A 13,582-nucleotide genomic window follows, 5' to 3' on the forward strand; every position below is an offset into this window, starting at 1 on the left:
TGCGTCGAGGTCGGGCGCGCGGCCGGGTGGTGCGGGGTGCGGGACTCGAAGAACCCCTCCGGGCCGGTGCCGGTCTTCGTGGCGGCGGTCAAGCTCGGCGGGTTCGCGGGGTAGCGCTGGCGTCGGGAGGCCGCAGGTGACGGAGTCGCTGCTCTCCCGGGTGTGGGCACAGGTCGCCATTGCGCTGGACCGCGCCGCTTCCGGAGCCGCGAGGTCGCTGTGGCGGATGCAGTGGAAATACCTCCAGGCCGAACGATCGCTGCTCGCTTATGTCGCTCGACTGGGTGGGGTTCTGCCCACACGATCCGTCGCGTTCCCCGGCCACGTCGAACCGGACGCGCGCTTCGGCCCCACCCCGGACCGGCACCACCCGGCACTGGTCGAGGTGCCGATCGTGTGGGCCGGGTGGCAGGAGGACCGCACGAGCACATCTCGCGAATGCTCTCCAGCGGCTTCTTCGACGGAAAACCTCTGGACACCAAGAGCGACCACTTGAGGATGCTCAACTACGCCAGCACGCACGTGGAGCCCAAAGCCGCGATCTGGGCGCGGGACTCCGGGGTGCTACCAGGCGGTCGAGGGCGTTCTCCGCGAAGGGCAGACCATGCGCGTGTGGCCGCCCGCCCCGGATAGCCTTGACCGGAGACGAGCCGCTCTTCCGGGACGAGCCGCCGTTCTTCTTGAGGGGGACCGAGTGACGATGACCGATCCCAAGCAACTCCGGGTGTCCGACGCCGAGCGCGAGCACGTCGTCGGCCTGCTGCAGAAGGCCATCGGGCGGGGGCTCATCACGCTCGACGAGTTCTCCGAGCGCACCGACCAGGCGCTCGCCTCGCGCACCAGGGGCGAGCTGAACGCCGTCCTCGTCGACCTGCCCGGCATGCTCAACTCCGAGCAGCCGGTCGAGGACGTGATCCCCGCGCAGTTCGGGGGCGCCCCCCGCGAGCGCGTGGAGCTGAAAACCACGCTGTCCCACGTCCGGCGCAAGGGGCAGTGGTCCGTCCCGCGCACGATCGTGGTGCAGAACCGGATGGGCAACACCGACCTCGACTTCCGGGAGGCGCACCTGCCTCACCCGGTCGTGACGATCGACCTGGACGTGTTCGCCGGGTCCGTGCGCATCCTGCTGCCCGAGGGCAGCTCGGTGAACACCGACGACCTGCGGCTGAGCGCCAGCGCGCTGCAGGACAGGGTCCGGTTCGAGTCCGGCGGGCGACCGCACTTCGTCGTCACGGGGAACGTGAAGGCCGGTTCGGTCGAGATCAAGGCGAAGCGGAAGTTCAGCTTCAGGAACGCCTGAGCTGCGGGATGACGCCGGTGCGCCGATGATCGGGTGGTGCGATGCCTAGTCACCGGCGCGACCGGTTACCTCGGCGGACGGCTCGTGCCCCGGCTGCTGGCCGAGGGGCACCAGGTCCGCTGCCTAGTCCGCGATCCAGGCAAGCTCCGCGACGTCCCCTGGGCGAAGCAGGTCGAGGTGGTGCGCGGCGACGTGCTCGACCCCGGCTCGCTCACCGGGGCGATGCGGGACGTGGACGTCGTGCACTACCTGGTGCACTCCCTGAACAGCCCGGACTTCGTCGACGCCGACCGGCGCGCCGCGGAGAACACGGCGCGCGCCGCCGAGGACGCGGGTGTGGGGCGGATCGTCTACCTCGGCGGGCTGCACCCGTCGCGCGGCAGGCTGTCCCCGCACCTCGCCTCGCGCAAGCAGGTCGGCGACGTCTTCCTCGCCTCGCGCGTCCCCACCGTCGTGCTCAAGGCGGCGGTGATCATCGGGTCGGGGTCGGCGAGCTTCGAGATGCTGCGCTACCTCACCGAACGCCTCCCGGTGATGGTCACCCCCCGGTGGGTGCACAGCCGGGTCCAGCCGATCGCGGTCCGCGACGTGCTGCGCTACCTCGTGCAAGCCGTCACACTGCCGAAGGACACCAACCGGTCGTTCGACATCGGCGGCCCCGAGGTGCTCACCTACCTGGAGATGATGCACCGGTACGCGCGCGCCGCCGGTCTCCCGAAGCGCCGCGTGCTGCCGGTCCCCCTGCTCACCCCCCGGCTGTCCTCGCACTGGGTCAACGTCATCACCCCCGTCCCCCGCTCGATCGCCAAGCCGCTGGTCGAGTCGCTGGTCCACGACGTGGTGTGCCACGAGAACGACCTGCTCGCGCTGCTGCCGGGTCCCCAGATCGGGTACGACCGGGCGGTGGAGCTGGCGCTCAACCGGGTCCGCGACGCCGACGTGGAGACCCGCTGGTCGAACGCCTCGCTGCCGGGCGCGCCGTCCGACCCGCTGCCGAGCGACCCCGAGTGGTCCGGCGGCTCCTCGTACACCGACATCCGCACCCACCTCACCTGCGCGACCCCCGAGCAGCTGTGGCGGGTCGTGGAGGGCATCGGCGGCGAGAACGGCTGGTACTCGTTCCCGCTGGCCTGGGCCGTGCGCGGCTGGGCGGACCGGCTGGTGGGCGGGGTGGGGCTGCGGCGCGGGCGGCGCGACCCCGGCAGGCTCCAGGTCGGCGAGGCGCTGGACTGGTGGCGGGTCGAGGAGATCGAGCGGGGCGTGCTGCTGCGGCTGCGGGCGGAGATGCGCGTCCCCGGCAAGGCCTGGCTGGAGCTGCGGGTGCAGCCGCTGGTGGACGGGAGCGCGCGCTACCTGCAGCGGGCCGTGTTCGTGCCGCGCGGGCTGGTCGGGCACCTGTACTGGTTCGCGGTGTGGCCGTTCCACGGGATCGTGTTCGGCGGCATGGTCAGCAACATCGCCACCGCGGCCGGTGCGGCCAACGCGGAGGACCGGCGGGCGTCGGCCTGGACGCCGCCACCGCCGAGGTCGGCCGAGCAGGCGCCGGGAAGATCGCCAGTGAAGCCGAGCTGACAAGCGAGTTCAGAAAGTCCTGATGGACCGAACGGCGCAACCCGGAGCAGACTCCACCGCTGTGAAGGCACTGGTCAAGGCTGAGGCCGGGCCGGGACTCTCGTTGACCGAGGTCCCCGACCCCACCCCCGGCGCGGGGGACGTGCTGGTGCGCGTCCTGCGCACCGGCATCTGCGGCACCGATCTGCACATCGACTCGTGGGACGAGTGGGCGGCGCGCACCGTGCGCGCCCCCCTCGTGCTCGGCCACGAGTTCACCGGCGAGGTCGCGGCCGTCGGCTCCTCGGTCACGGACGTCAAGGTCGGCGACCTGGTCAGCGGCGAGGGCCACCTGGTGTGCGGGGCGTGCCGCAACTGCAAGGCGGGCCGCAGGCACCTGTGCGCCAACACGCGCGGCCTGGGCGTGCACGAGAACGGCGCGTTCGCCGAGTACGTGGTGCTGCCCGAGGCGAACGCCTGGGTGCACCGCGCGCCCGTCGACCTGGACGTGGCGGCGATCTTCGACCCGTTCGGGAACGCCGTGCACACCGCGCTGTCGTTCCCGGTGATCGGCGAGGACGTGCTGATCACCGGCGCGGGCCCGATCGGGATCATGGCCGCCGCCGTGGCCAGGCACGCGGGCGCCAGGCACGTGGTGATCACCGACGTGAGCGAGCACCGGCTGGAGCTGGCCCGCGCGGTCGGCGTGGACCTGGCGCTGGACGTGTCCCGGCGGACGCTGGCCGAGGCGCAGGTCGAGCTGGGCCTGACCGAGGGCTTCGACGTCGGCATGGAGATGTCCGGCCAGCCCGTCGCGCTCCAGGACATGATCGGCAACATGGCGCACGGCGGGCGCATCGCGATGCTGGGCCTGCCCGCGTCGGACTTCGCCGTCGACTGGAGCAGCGTGGTGCTGAAGATGCTGCACCTCAAGGGCGTCTACGGCCGGGAGATGTTCGAGACCTGGTACTCGATGTCGGTGCTGCTGGAGCGCGGGCTCGACCTGTCCCCGGTGATCACGCACCGGTTCGACCACACCGACTTCCGGGAGGCCTTCGCCACGGCGCGCGGGGGCAAGTGCGGCAAGGTCATCCTCGACTGGACGGGAGCTGCCTGATGTACGGCGCGATACGCGAAGACCTGCGGGCCGGGTTGGACGAGATCAGGTCGGCCGGGCTGTACAAGTCCGAGCGGGTCATCGGCGGGCCGCAGCGGTCGGCCGTGCGGGTCGGCGAGACCGACGGCCTGCTGAACTTCTGCGCCAACAACTACCTGGGCCTCGCGGACCACCCGGTGCTGGTCAAGGCCGCGCACGACGCGCTGGACCGGTGGGGCTTCGGGATGGCGTCGGTGCGGTTCATCTGCGGGACGCAGGAGCCGCACAAGGAGCTGGAGGCGCGGCTGTCGCGGTTCCTCGGCACCGACGACACGATCCTCTACAGCTCGTGCTTCGACGCGAACGGCGGCCTGTTCGAGACGCTGCTCGGCGCCGAGGACGCGATCATCTCGGACGAGCTGAACCACGCGTCGATCATCGACGGCGTGCGGCTGTCGAAGGCGCGCCGGTTCCGCTACCGAAACCGGGACATGGCCGACCTGGAGCAGCAGCTCAAGGACGCCGCCGACGCCCGCTACCGGCTGATCGCGACCGACGGCGTGTTCTCCATGGACGGCTACCTGGCGCCGCTGGACGAGATCTGCGACCTGGCGGACAAGTACGACGCGCTGGTCATGGTCGACGACTCGCACGCGGTCGGGTTCACCGGTCCGGGTGGTCGTGGCACGCCGGAGCTGTTCGGGGTGCAGGACCGGGTGGACGTCGTCACGGGCACGCTCGGCAAGGCGCTGGGCGGGGCGAGCGGCGGGTACACGTCGGGCCGGGCGGAGATCGTGGAGATGCTGCGGCAGCGGTCGCGGCCGTACCTGTTCTCCAACTCACTGGCCCCGTCGATCACGATGGCGGCGATCGCGGCGCTGGACCTGCTGAGCTCGTCGGGCGAGCTGCTGGAGCGGCTGCGGGCGAACACCGCGCTGTTCCGGTCGCGGATGACCGAGGCGGGGTTCGACCTGCTGCCGGGCGAGCACCCGATCATCCCGGTGATGATCGGCGACGCGGCGCGGGCGGGGCGGATGGCGGAGCTGCTGCTGGAGCAGGGCGTGTACGTGATCGGGTTCTCGTACCCGGTGGTGCCGCACGGCAAGGCGCGGATCCGCACCCAGATGTCGGCGGCGCACACGACCGAGGACGTCAACCGGGCGGTGGACGCGTTCATCGCGGCGCGGGAGCGCATGACCGGCTGAGCCGGGGTGGAGCCGACGGCCCTGCGGGTCCCCGCGGGGCCGTTGGCCCACAATGCGCAGGTGATCGATCCTCGCAGGTTGCGCGTGCTGCGCGCGCTGGCCGACCACGGCACCGTGACGGCCGCGGCGGGCGCGCTGCACCTGACCCCGTCGGCGGTGTCGCAGCAGCTGGCCGCGCTGGAGTCGGAGGTGGGGCACGAGCTGCTGCGCAGGCGCGGGCGCCGGGTGGCGCTGACGGCGGCGGGCGAGCTGCTGGTGGGGCACGCGAACGCGGTGGCGGCGGAGCTGGAGCGGGCGCGGGCGTCGCTGGCGTCGTTCGCGGCGGGTGGTGGCGGGCGGGTCGTGGTGGCGGGGTTCGCGTCGGCGATCACGCAGGTGGTCGCGCCCGCGCTGGCGGTGCTGCGGGCTCGGGCGCCGGGCGTGGTAGTGCGGGTGCGCGACGCCGAGGGCAACGCGAGCGTGCCGCTGCTGCTGGACGGCGAGATCGACCTGGCGGTGACCGAGGAGTACCGGCCGGGCGGGCGGGACGACCGCCGGATCACCAGGTTCCCGCTGTACACGGAGCCGTTCGACGTGCTGCTGCCGCCGGGGCACCGGTTGGCGGGGGAGGCGGCGGTGGAGCTGCGGGAGCTGGCGGACGAGGAGTGGGTCGCGCCGCAGCTGGGGAACCCGGTGCGGGACGCGGTGGAGCTGACCTGCGAGAACGCCGGGTTCGCGCCGGTGGTGACGCACGTGTCGGATGATTTTCGGGCGATCGGGGCACTGGTGGGCGCGGGGGCCGGGGTGGCTCTGGTGCCGCGCGCGGCGGGGGCCGGGGTGCCGGTGCACGGCGTGGCGCCGCTGCGGCGGGTGTTCGCGGCGGTGCGGGCGGGGAGCGAGGAGCACCCGTTGATCCGGGGGGTGTTGAACGCGCTGTCGGAGGCGGTGAGCGGGTTGGGGCGCGGTTAGTCCTCCGCCGCCTCCGCCAACCACCGCTCCAGCACCGCCGAAGGCCGGTTCAGCCGCAGCACCCGAGTGGTGTTCGTGTGGTCCGGGGGCATGATCTCGGCGGCCAGGAGCAGGGACGCCCGTTGCGCGCCCGTGCCGAACGCGCCTTCCGCGTCCAGGACCGCCAGCGCCTCCACCGCGGTCTCCAGCGCCCGATCCGGGTCACCCCTCGGGAACCGCACCCCCGCCAGCCACTCCTCGCCCCAGGCGCAGTACGGCGAGTCCGCGTACGACCACCGCAGCCCCTCGTCGCCCACCCGCGCCAGGGCCTGCTCCGACCACGCCGTCAGCGCCAGCCGCTCGCCCTCGCCCGACGTCGTCAGCGTGACGTAGTACCAGTCCTCCCGATGGGCGCGGCGCAGGTCGGTCCAGGCCGACCGCACCGCGGCCACCACCGCCTCCAGCACTAGTGCGGCGCCCTCGCCGCCAGCTTCGCGGACGCCGGGTCGCCCGCGCCCAGCGCGCCGCGCGCGGCCAGCTGGCACAGGTCGTAGCTGGTCGTCGCCAGCTTCGCGCCGACCGTGGCCAGGGCCGTGTGGTTCATCGACAGGCTGCTCACGCCCAGCCCCACCAGCACGCACGCCAGCAGCGGGTCCGCCGCCGCCTCGCCGCAGACGCCCACCGGCTTGCCCAGGGCGGTGCCCGCCTCGCCGACCAGGGCGATCAGCCTGAGCAGCGCGGGCTGCCACGGGTCGTTCAGCGCGGCCACGGCGCCCACCTGGCGGTCCGCCGCGAACACGTACTGCGCCAAGTCGTTCGTGCCGATGGACGCGAAGTCCACCTCCGCCAGGACCTCCTTCGCGGCCAGCGCCGCCGCCGGGATCTCGATCATCACGCCGACCCGCGCGATCCCCGCCTTCCTGGCGCGCTCGGCGAACCACGCGGCCTCGGCGGCGGTCGCCACCATCGGGGCCATCACCGACACCTCGGCGCCGCTGTCCTGCGCGGCCAGGGCGATCGCCTCCAGCTGGCGCTCCAGCACGTCCGGCCGGTCGAAGGCCACGCGCAGGCCGCGCACGCCCAGCGCCGGGTTCGGCTCGGCCTCGGGGTTCAGGAACGGCAGCGGCTTGTCCGCGCCCGCGTCCAGGGTCCTGACCACCACCGGCTTGCCCGCGAACGGGGCCAGGACCGCCGCGTACGCCTTGCGCTGCTGGTCGACCGTCGGCTCCTCCGACGCCGACAGGAAGCAGAACTCGGTGCGGAACAGCCCGACGCCCTCGGCCCCCGCCGCGACGGCGGCGACCGCATCCGCCTCGGCGCCCACGTTGCCGACGACCTTCACCCGGTACCCGTCGCGCAGCGTCCCGACGCCGTTCCACTCCACGCGCGGACCGAGGTGGGCCGCGCGGACCACGCCGTCCGACTCCACGACCGCGCCCGTCTCGCCGTCCACCGACAGCGCGTCCGCGCTCAGCGACAGCACGCCCCGACAGGCCACGACCGCCGGGATGCCGAGGGAGCGGGCCAGGATCGCGGTGTGCGAGGTCGGGCCGCCCTCCTCAGTCACCAGCGCCAGCACCTTCGCCGGGTCCAGCCCGGCCGTGTCGGCGGGCGCCAGGTCGCGGGCCACCAGCACGCTGGGCGCCTCCAGGTCCGGCACACCCGGCGCGGGCACGCCCAGCAGCTCGGCGACCAGCCGGTCCCGCACGTCGCGCACGTCGCGCGCCCGCTCGGCCATGTACCCGCCCGCCGCCTCCAGCGCGGAGATGAACCCGGCGGCGGCCTGGTGGACGGCGCGCGCGGCGGGCAGCGACTCGGCGGTGACCAGCTCCTCGGCCTGGCCGAGCAGCGCCGGGTCCGCCGCCATCGCGGCGGTGGTCTCCAGCACGGCCCTCGCGTCGCCCTCCACCGTCGCGGCCTTCGCCGTCAACCGCGCGGCCACGGCCTCCGCGGCGGGGGCGATCCGCGCGGCCTCGGCGGCCGGGTCGGCCGGGGCCGGGGACGCCGGTGGCTCCCCGAGGGCCTCCGCCACCCGGACGACGGGCCCGGCGGCCCTCCCTGCACTGACCCCGACACCGCTCAGCCGCGCGTTAGCCATGATCTAGACCGTACTCCCAGGTGGGCGGCTTGTTCGAGGGTGCTTCACCACGCGGCGGGACGATCTCGCCGCTCACCGCTCGCCCAGCTCGGCCAGCGTCGGGTAGGACGGCTGCGCCCCCGCCCTGGTCACCGAGAACGCCGCCACGCGCACCGCGAACGCCGCCGCGTCCACCAGCTCCCGCCCCTGCGCCAGCCGCACCGCGAGCGCCCCGGCGAACGCGTCCCCGGCCCCCGTGGTGTCCACGACGTCCACCTCCGGCGCGGGCACCTCCAGCACCCCGGACCGGGTCACCACCGCCGCGCCGCGCGCCCCGAGGGTCACCACCACCGCGCGCGGTCCCAGCTCCAGCAGCCCCTCGAACGACGGCGCCAGCTCGGCCGCCTCGTGCTCGTTGACCACCAGCGGGTCCAGCGCGGCCAGCACGTCCGGGGCGACGCCGACCACCGGCGACAGGTTCAGCACCACCCGGACCCCGGCCGCCGACGCCGCCCGCACCGCCTCCTCCACCACCGGGACGGGCACCTCCAGCGAGCACACCAGCACCGCGAACCGCCCCCACGGGGCCTCGGCGACCACGTCCGCGTTGGCCCCCGGCGCGACCACGATCGAGTTCTCGCCGTCCGGGGTGACCGCGATGTAGGCGGCCCCGGTCGGCCGCCGGGACACCGCGACCAGCGCCGCGTCCACCCCGGCGCCCTCCAGCGACCGCCGCAGCAGCGCGCCGTTCCCGTCGTCGCCGACCGCGCCGAGCAGCGCCACCCGGCCACCGGCGCGGGCGGCGGCCACGGCCGTGTTCGCGCCCTTCCCGCCGGGCAGCACGACCGTGTCGGAACCGAGCACGGTCTCCCCGCCCGCCGGTCGCCGGGGCACGGACACCACGAGGTCGGCGTTGGCCGACCCGAGCACGAGGACCTGAGCCATGCCCGGCACTCTGCCGCACCGACGCGGTCCGGGGTGAGCAGGCGCGGGTTGAGTAGTGGTACCGATGATTTGTCCGCTTCGCGCGGCGATCCTGGACGCATGACCGGTCCGGACCCGCTGACAGCCCTGGCCGCCGAGGTCGACGCCCTGTCCCGCCGCCTGACGCAGGTGGGCGCGGAGCTGCGGACCCTGCGCCGCACGACGACACCCGCGCCGCCCCCCGAGGCCACCACGACGGCGGTGACCGCGGCGGAACCGATCGCGCCCACTCCCGAGCACGCGGTCGGGCAGGCCGTCGGAGCCGCCACCCCGGCCCAACCGCAGGCCCAGCCGCAGCCGCAGCTCACCGCGACCGGGCAGGTCCCGCCCGCGCCCCACCACCCGTTCCCGCAGCCCCCGTTCCCGCAGTACCAGCCGTACGCCCCGCCCCCCAGGGTCTCGCTGGCCGAGCGGCTGGGCCAGGACGGCGCGGGCAGCCGCCTGCTGGCCTGGGTCGGCGGCGCGGTCACCACGCTCGGCGTGGTCATGCTGCTGGTCCTGGCCGTGCAGCGCGGCTACCTGGGCCCGGTCCCGCGCGTGGTCGGCGGCGCGCTGCTGGGCGCCGCGCTGGTCGGGCTCGCGCTCCGGCTGAACCGCAAGCCGGACAACCGCACGGGCGCGCTCGCGGTCGCCGCGACCGGGTTCGCCGTGCTCTACCTGGACGTCGTCGCCACCACCGCCCTCTACGGCTACTTCCCGACCTGGCTGGGCCTGCTGTCCGGGCTGCTGGTGGCGGGCGCGGGCCTGTGGCTGGCGGTCCGCTGGGACGAGGCAGTGCTCGCGGTGGGCGTCGTGCTGGCCTGCGCGGTGTGCGCCCCGGTGATCACCGGGGTCCTCGCCGTGGAGCTGGTGCTGTTCCTGCTGGTCCTGCAGCTGGTCGCGGCCCCGGTGCACCTGCTGCGCAGCTGGCCGGTGCTGGCCGTGGCCGCCGGGCTGCCGCCCGCGCTGGGCGCGCTGCCGGTGCTGACCGCGAGCGGCGCGGCCACCTCGACCTGGCTGTCGGTCGCCGTCGCGGTGGTGGGCCTGGCGGTCGCGGTGGTCAGCGCCCGGCGCACCGGCGGGAACCCCGGCCTGGTCGCGCTGCTGGCCACCGCGCCAGCGCCGGTGCTGGTCGCCGCCCTGCTGCTGCCCGACGGCCGGGGCGAGCTGCTCGCGGGCGGGCTGGCCGCGGTGCTGCTGGGGCTGTGGGTGGTGCTGCGCCGGACCGGGAAGCCGGAGTTCGGCGGGGCCTTCTCGACGGCGCTCGCCGCGATGGGCCTGCTGGCCGCGTTCGAGGCGACCGCGCTGGTCTCGGGCCTGCGCTCGTTCGGCCCGGCGGTGCTGGCCGAGTCGGCGGCGCTGGCCGTGCTCGCGGGCCGGACGCGCTCGCGCGGCGCGCTGGTCGGCGCGCTGGCCTTCGGCGTCCCCGGCCTGCTCGCCGCGCTGGGGGAGACCCTGGAGGTCTCCCTGCTGCTGGGCTCCTTCGCGCGCGCCACCCCGACCGACCTGGTCGCGGGCGTGTTCACCGCGCTCGCGCTCGCGGCGGCGGCCGTCACCACGACCTGGGCGGCGACCAGGGCGGGCGCCGTGCCGCCGGGCCCCAACAGCTGGATCGCGGCGGGCGCGCTGGTGCTGTACTCGACGACCGGCCTGGTGGTCTGCGCCGCCCTGCTGGTCTCACCGACGGTGACCGCGTTCCTGTTCGGCCACGCGCTCGTGACGGTGGCCTGGGCGGTGGCCGCGCTGGTGCTGCTGAACCGGGGCGTGGACAGCGCGCCGCTGCGGGTCAGCGGGCTGGTGCTGGTCGGCGCGGCGCTCGTGAAGCTGGTGCTGTTCGACCTGTCGGCGCTCAACGGGTTCGCGCGGGTCCTGGCGTTCCTGGGCGCCGGACTGGTGCTGCTGGCCGCGGGCACCCGCTACGCCAAACTAGTGGCCGCGAAGAAAAAATCGGCAAATTCGTAGCACTCCGGAGCCAATCCGCCCCCGGTTACGTCATTTTGGTGGTATGCCTCACTTGGTCGGGGCAGGACCACCGGTGCTCAGCGCCGGTTGGAACCCGGCGCCGGTCGTTTCGCCCCCCGAGCGACCGGCGCCGGGTGCCGCCTGCTGCCGCCCGCTCCGCCGTCGCGGGCGGCAGCTCGCGTGCGGGCTGCCCGACCGAACCCCCGGCGGGCCGGACCGCCCCGCGGAACGCGCGGAGCCCGGCCGCCGAGGCGAACCGGGCTCCACGAGCACGTCGGGTCAGACCCGCGCGGGCTCCTTGCCGTCCTCCACCGAGCCGTCCTCCACCGAGCCGTCCTCGACCGAATCGCCCTCGTGGATCGCCATCCGCTCCTGGATGCGCTTGAGCGGACCGGGCGCCCACCAGGACGCGTCGCCGAGCATCCGCAGCACGGCGGGCACCAGCAGCATCCGGACCACGGTGGCGTCCAGCACCAGCGCGAGGATCATGCCGACGCCGACGAACCGCATCACGGTGATCTGGGAGAACGCGAACGCGCCGGTCACCACGATCAGCAGCAGGGCCGCCGCCGTGATCACCCGGCCGGTCTTGGCCAGACCGGTGGTCACCGCCTCCTCGGTGCTCGCCCCGCGCCCGCGCGCCTCGACCATGCGCGAGAGCAGGAACACCTCGTAGTCGGTGGACAGGCCGAACACCACGGCCGCCATCAGCACGACGATGCCGGACTCCAGCGGCGCGGGCGTGACGCCGAGCAGCGAGGCGCCGTGGCCCTCCTGGAACACCAGGACCAGCACGCCGAAGGTCGCCGCGAGGCTCAGCGCGCTCATGACCACGGCCTTGATCGGCAGCAGCACCGACCCGAACGCCAGGAACATCAGCACGAACGTGGCCAGCACCAGCACGCCGATCATGATCGGCAGGCCGTCCTGGATGGCCTTGAGGCTGTCCGAGACCACGGCGGTGCTGCCGCCGACGAGCAGCTCGTCACCGGGGTGGTCCAGCGCGCGCACGTCCTTGAGCGCCTGCTTGGACTCGTCGCTCAGCGGGTCGCCGTCCAGGCCCGCGTTGATCAGCCACACGCCGTCCTTGGGCTCGGCGCCGGGCTGCGCGTCCGCGACGCCGGGGACCTCGCTGACGCGCTGCATGAACGCCTGCGCCTCCTGGGGCGCGGGATTGCCGGTGAGGACGATCTTGAACCCGCCCGCGGCGAGCGCCCCGAAGTCCTCCTTGACCGTCTCGGCGGCCACCCGGACCTCGTTGCCCTCGGGCAGGACCTTCTCGGTGACCTCGCCGAACTTGACGTTCAGGAACGGCGAGCCGAGGCCGAGCAGCAGCACCACGATGGGCAGCGCGAACAGCACCGGCCGCTTCATCACGGTGGCGGCGAGCTTGCGCCAGCCGCTCTCCTTCGGCGCGCCGCGCTTGGCCCACGGCAGCGCGAGCTTGTCGATGTTCTTGCCCAGCAGGGCGAGCATCGCGGGCAGCAGGGTCAGCGAGGTGATGGCGGCGATGGCCACCGCCGCCATGCCGCCGTAGCTGAGGGACTTGAGGAAGCCGTGCGGGAAGATCAGCAGGCCCGCGAGGGCGATGATCAGCAGCGTGGCCGAGAACGCCACGGTGCGACCGGCGGAGCCGACGGTCCGCTTCACCGCGTCCTCGGTGCCGCGCCCGGCCGCCATCTCCTCGCGGAAGCGGCCGACCATGAACAGGCCGTAGTCGATCGCCATGCCGAGCCCGAGCAGGCTGGCGACGTTGACGGCGAACGAGTTGATCTCCAGACCGAGCGAGGCCGCGTGCAGCACGCCCAGCGCGCCCAGGATGGACAGGCCGCCGACGAGCACCGGCAGGGACGCCGCGACGAGCCCACCGAAGATCACCACGAGCAGGACCAGCACGATCGGGATCGACACCGCCTCGGCGGTGATCAGGTCGGACGAGGTGACCTCGTTGATCTCCCGCTGGGTCGGGATGAGCCCGCCGACGTGGCTGGTGACGCCGTCCTGGTGCAGCTGCGGCTCGATCTGCTCCAACTGCTTCATCTGCCCGTTGGAGTCGGCGGCCTGGAGCGTGATGACCGCCAGGACCTTGTCGCCCTCGGGAGCCGGGATCAGCGGCGTGACCTGCTTGACCGCGTCGTCCGGCAGCCCCTCCAGCCGGGTGGTGATCTCCTGGAGCTTGGCCGGGTCACCGGTTTCGTAGATCACCAGGACGTCGCCGTCCTGACGGCCGAAGGTGTCCTCCGTGACCGCGACCGCGCGGTCCGACTCGCTGCCCGGAGCCTCGTAACCGCCCTGGCTGAGCTTGTCGAAGACGCCGAGCCCCCACACGCCCCCTGCCACCGCCAGCAGCACCACCGCGATCACCACCACCCATCGGCGGCGGTAGGCGAGCGATCCCCACTTCGCGAACAACACGTCCTCCCTCGGTACCGTGCGTTACTGTTGCGTGAACGGTGTGAACTTCGTAAACACCGTTCACCGGATGACCGAGCCTGACCGTA

Annotated in this window: 13 protein-coding genes; 9 read left to right on the forward strand and 4 right to left on the reverse strand. The window is 73.8% G+C overall.

The window, feature by feature from the left end; genetic code table 11:
* The 8 genes from ACTUAL_RS11415 to ACTUAL_RS11450 form a co-directional block, all read left to right on the forward strand.
* The coding region (locus tag ACTUAL_RS11415) for a DUF397 domain-containing protein (RefSeq protein WP_440900266.1) at positions 1-114 on the forward strand (114 nt) is incomplete at its 5' end.
* 22 nt (positions 115-136) lie between these two features.
* The gene (locus ACTUAL_RS11420) at positions 137-496 is read left to right on the forward strand and encodes a hypothetical protein (RefSeq protein WP_440900268.1); all 360 of its coding nucleotides are present in this window, start codon (positions 137-139) and stop codon (positions 494-496) included.
* The gene (locus tag ACTUAL_RS11425; RefSeq protein ID WP_440900241.1) at positions 439-633 is read left to right on the forward strand and encodes a DddA-like double-stranded DNA deaminase toxin; all 195 of its coding nucleotides are present in this window, start codon (positions 439-441) and stop codon (positions 631-633) included. Before ACTUAL_RS11420 ends, ACTUAL_RS11425 begins: the two co-directional genes overlap by 58 nt.
* Before the next feature lie 67 nt (positions 634-700).
* The gene (locus tag ACTUAL_RS11430) at positions 701-1,300 is read left to right on the forward strand and encodes a DUF1707 SHOCT-like domain-containing protein (RefSeq protein ID WP_096498149.1); all 600 of its coding nucleotides are present in this window, start codon (positions 701-703) and stop codon (positions 1,298-1,300) included.
* A 36-nt stretch (positions 1,301-1,336) separates the two neighbouring features.
* On the forward strand, positions 1,337-2,872 hold the full coding sequence (locus ACTUAL_RS11435) for an SDR family oxidoreductase (protein ID WP_232520107.1): 1,536 nt from the start codon (positions 1,337-1,339) through the stop codon (positions 2,870-2,872).
* Positions 2,873-2,933: 61 nt separating this feature from the next.
* Positions 2,934-3,968 (forward strand): L-threonine 3-dehydrogenase, encoded by a 1,035-nt coding sequence (gene tdh / locus ACTUAL_RS11440; protein WP_015805731.1) that lies wholly within the window; start codon positions 2,934-2,936, stop codon positions 3,966-3,968.
* Positions 3,968-5,152, forward strand: a complete 1,185-nt coding sequence (locus tag ACTUAL_RS11445; protein WP_440900242.1) for a glycine C-acetyltransferase — start codon at positions 3,968-3,970, stop codon at positions 5,150-5,152. The genes tdh and ACTUAL_RS11445 overlap by 1 nt, the downstream gene beginning before the upstream one ends.
* Positions 5,153-5,212: 60 nt before the next feature.
* Positions 5,213-6,100, forward strand: a complete 888-nt coding sequence (locus tag ACTUAL_RS11450; protein WP_096497503.1) for a LysR family transcriptional regulator — start codon at positions 5,213-5,215, stop codon at positions 6,098-6,100.
* Here ACTUAL_RS11450 and ACTUAL_RS11455 read toward each other — a convergent pair.
* The 3 genes from ACTUAL_RS11455 to ACTUAL_RS11465 form a co-directional block, all read right to left on the reverse strand.
* Positions 6,097-6,531 (reverse strand): DUF4303 domain-containing protein, encoded by a 435-nt coding sequence (locus ACTUAL_RS11455; protein WP_440900243.1) that lies wholly within the window; start codon positions 6,529-6,531, stop codon positions 6,097-6,099. The two genes, ACTUAL_RS11450 and ACTUAL_RS11455, sit on opposite strands and share 4 nt — an antisense overlap.
* Positions 6,532-6,545: 14 nt before the next feature.
* On the reverse strand, positions 6,546-8,177 hold the full coding sequence (gene ptsP / locus ACTUAL_RS11460; RefSeq protein ID WP_440900244.1) for a phosphoenolpyruvate--protein phosphotransferase: 1,632 nt from the start codon (positions 8,175-8,177) through the stop codon (positions 6,546-6,548).
* Between the two features lie 72 nt (positions 8,178-8,249).
* Positions 8,250-9,101 (reverse strand): ribokinase, encoded by an 852-nt coding sequence (locus ACTUAL_RS11465; RefSeq protein WP_440900245.1) that lies wholly within the window; start codon positions 9,099-9,101, stop codon positions 8,250-8,252.
* Between the two features lie 99 nt (positions 9,102-9,200).
* On the opposite strand from ACTUAL_RS11465, the gene ACTUAL_RS11470 reads away from it, so the two are divergent.
* On the forward strand, positions 9,201-11,081 hold the full coding sequence (locus tag ACTUAL_RS11470; RefSeq protein WP_440900246.1) for a DUF2339 domain-containing protein: 1,881 nt from the start codon (positions 9,201-9,203) through the stop codon (positions 11,079-11,081).
* Between the two features lie 279 nt (positions 11,082-11,360).
* Here ACTUAL_RS11470 and ACTUAL_RS11475 read toward each other — a convergent pair whose 3' ends face one another.
* Positions 11,361-13,496, reverse strand: a complete 2,136-nt coding sequence (locus ACTUAL_RS11475; RefSeq protein ID WP_440900247.1) for an MMPL family transporter — start codon at positions 13,494-13,496, stop codon at positions 11,361-11,363.
* Positions 13,497-13,582: the final 86 nt, after the last annotated feature.

The sequence above is a fragment of the Actinosynnema sp. genome, assembly GCF_052038725.1.

Excerpts from the sequence above, each read along its gene's own strand:
- ACTUAL_RS11445 (WP_440900242.1), top strand. The coding sequence starts at position 3,968 with ATGTACGGCGCGATACGCGAAGACCTGCGGGCCGGGTTGGACGAGATC.
- ACTUAL_RS11425 (WP_440900241.1), top strand. The coding sequence starts at position 439 with ATGCTCTCCAGCGGCTTCTTCGACGGAAAACCTCTGGACACCAAGAGC.
- ACTUAL_RS11465 (WP_440900245.1), bottom strand. The coding sequence starts at position 9,101 with ATGGCTCAGGTCCTCGTGCTCGGGTCGGCCAACGCCGACCTCGTGGTG.
- ACTUAL_RS11430 (WP_096498149.1), top strand. The coding sequence starts at position 701 with ATGACCGATCCCAAGCAACTCCGGGTGTCCGACGCCGAGCGCGAGCAC.
- ACTUAL_RS11470 (WP_440900246.1), top strand. The coding sequence starts at position 9,201 with ATGACCGGTCCGGACCCGCTGACAGCCCTGGCCGCCGAGGTCGACGCC.
- ptsP (WP_440900244.1), bottom strand. The coding sequence starts at position 8,177 with ATGGCTAACGCGCGGCTGAGCGGTGTCGGGGTCAGTGCAGGGAGGGCC.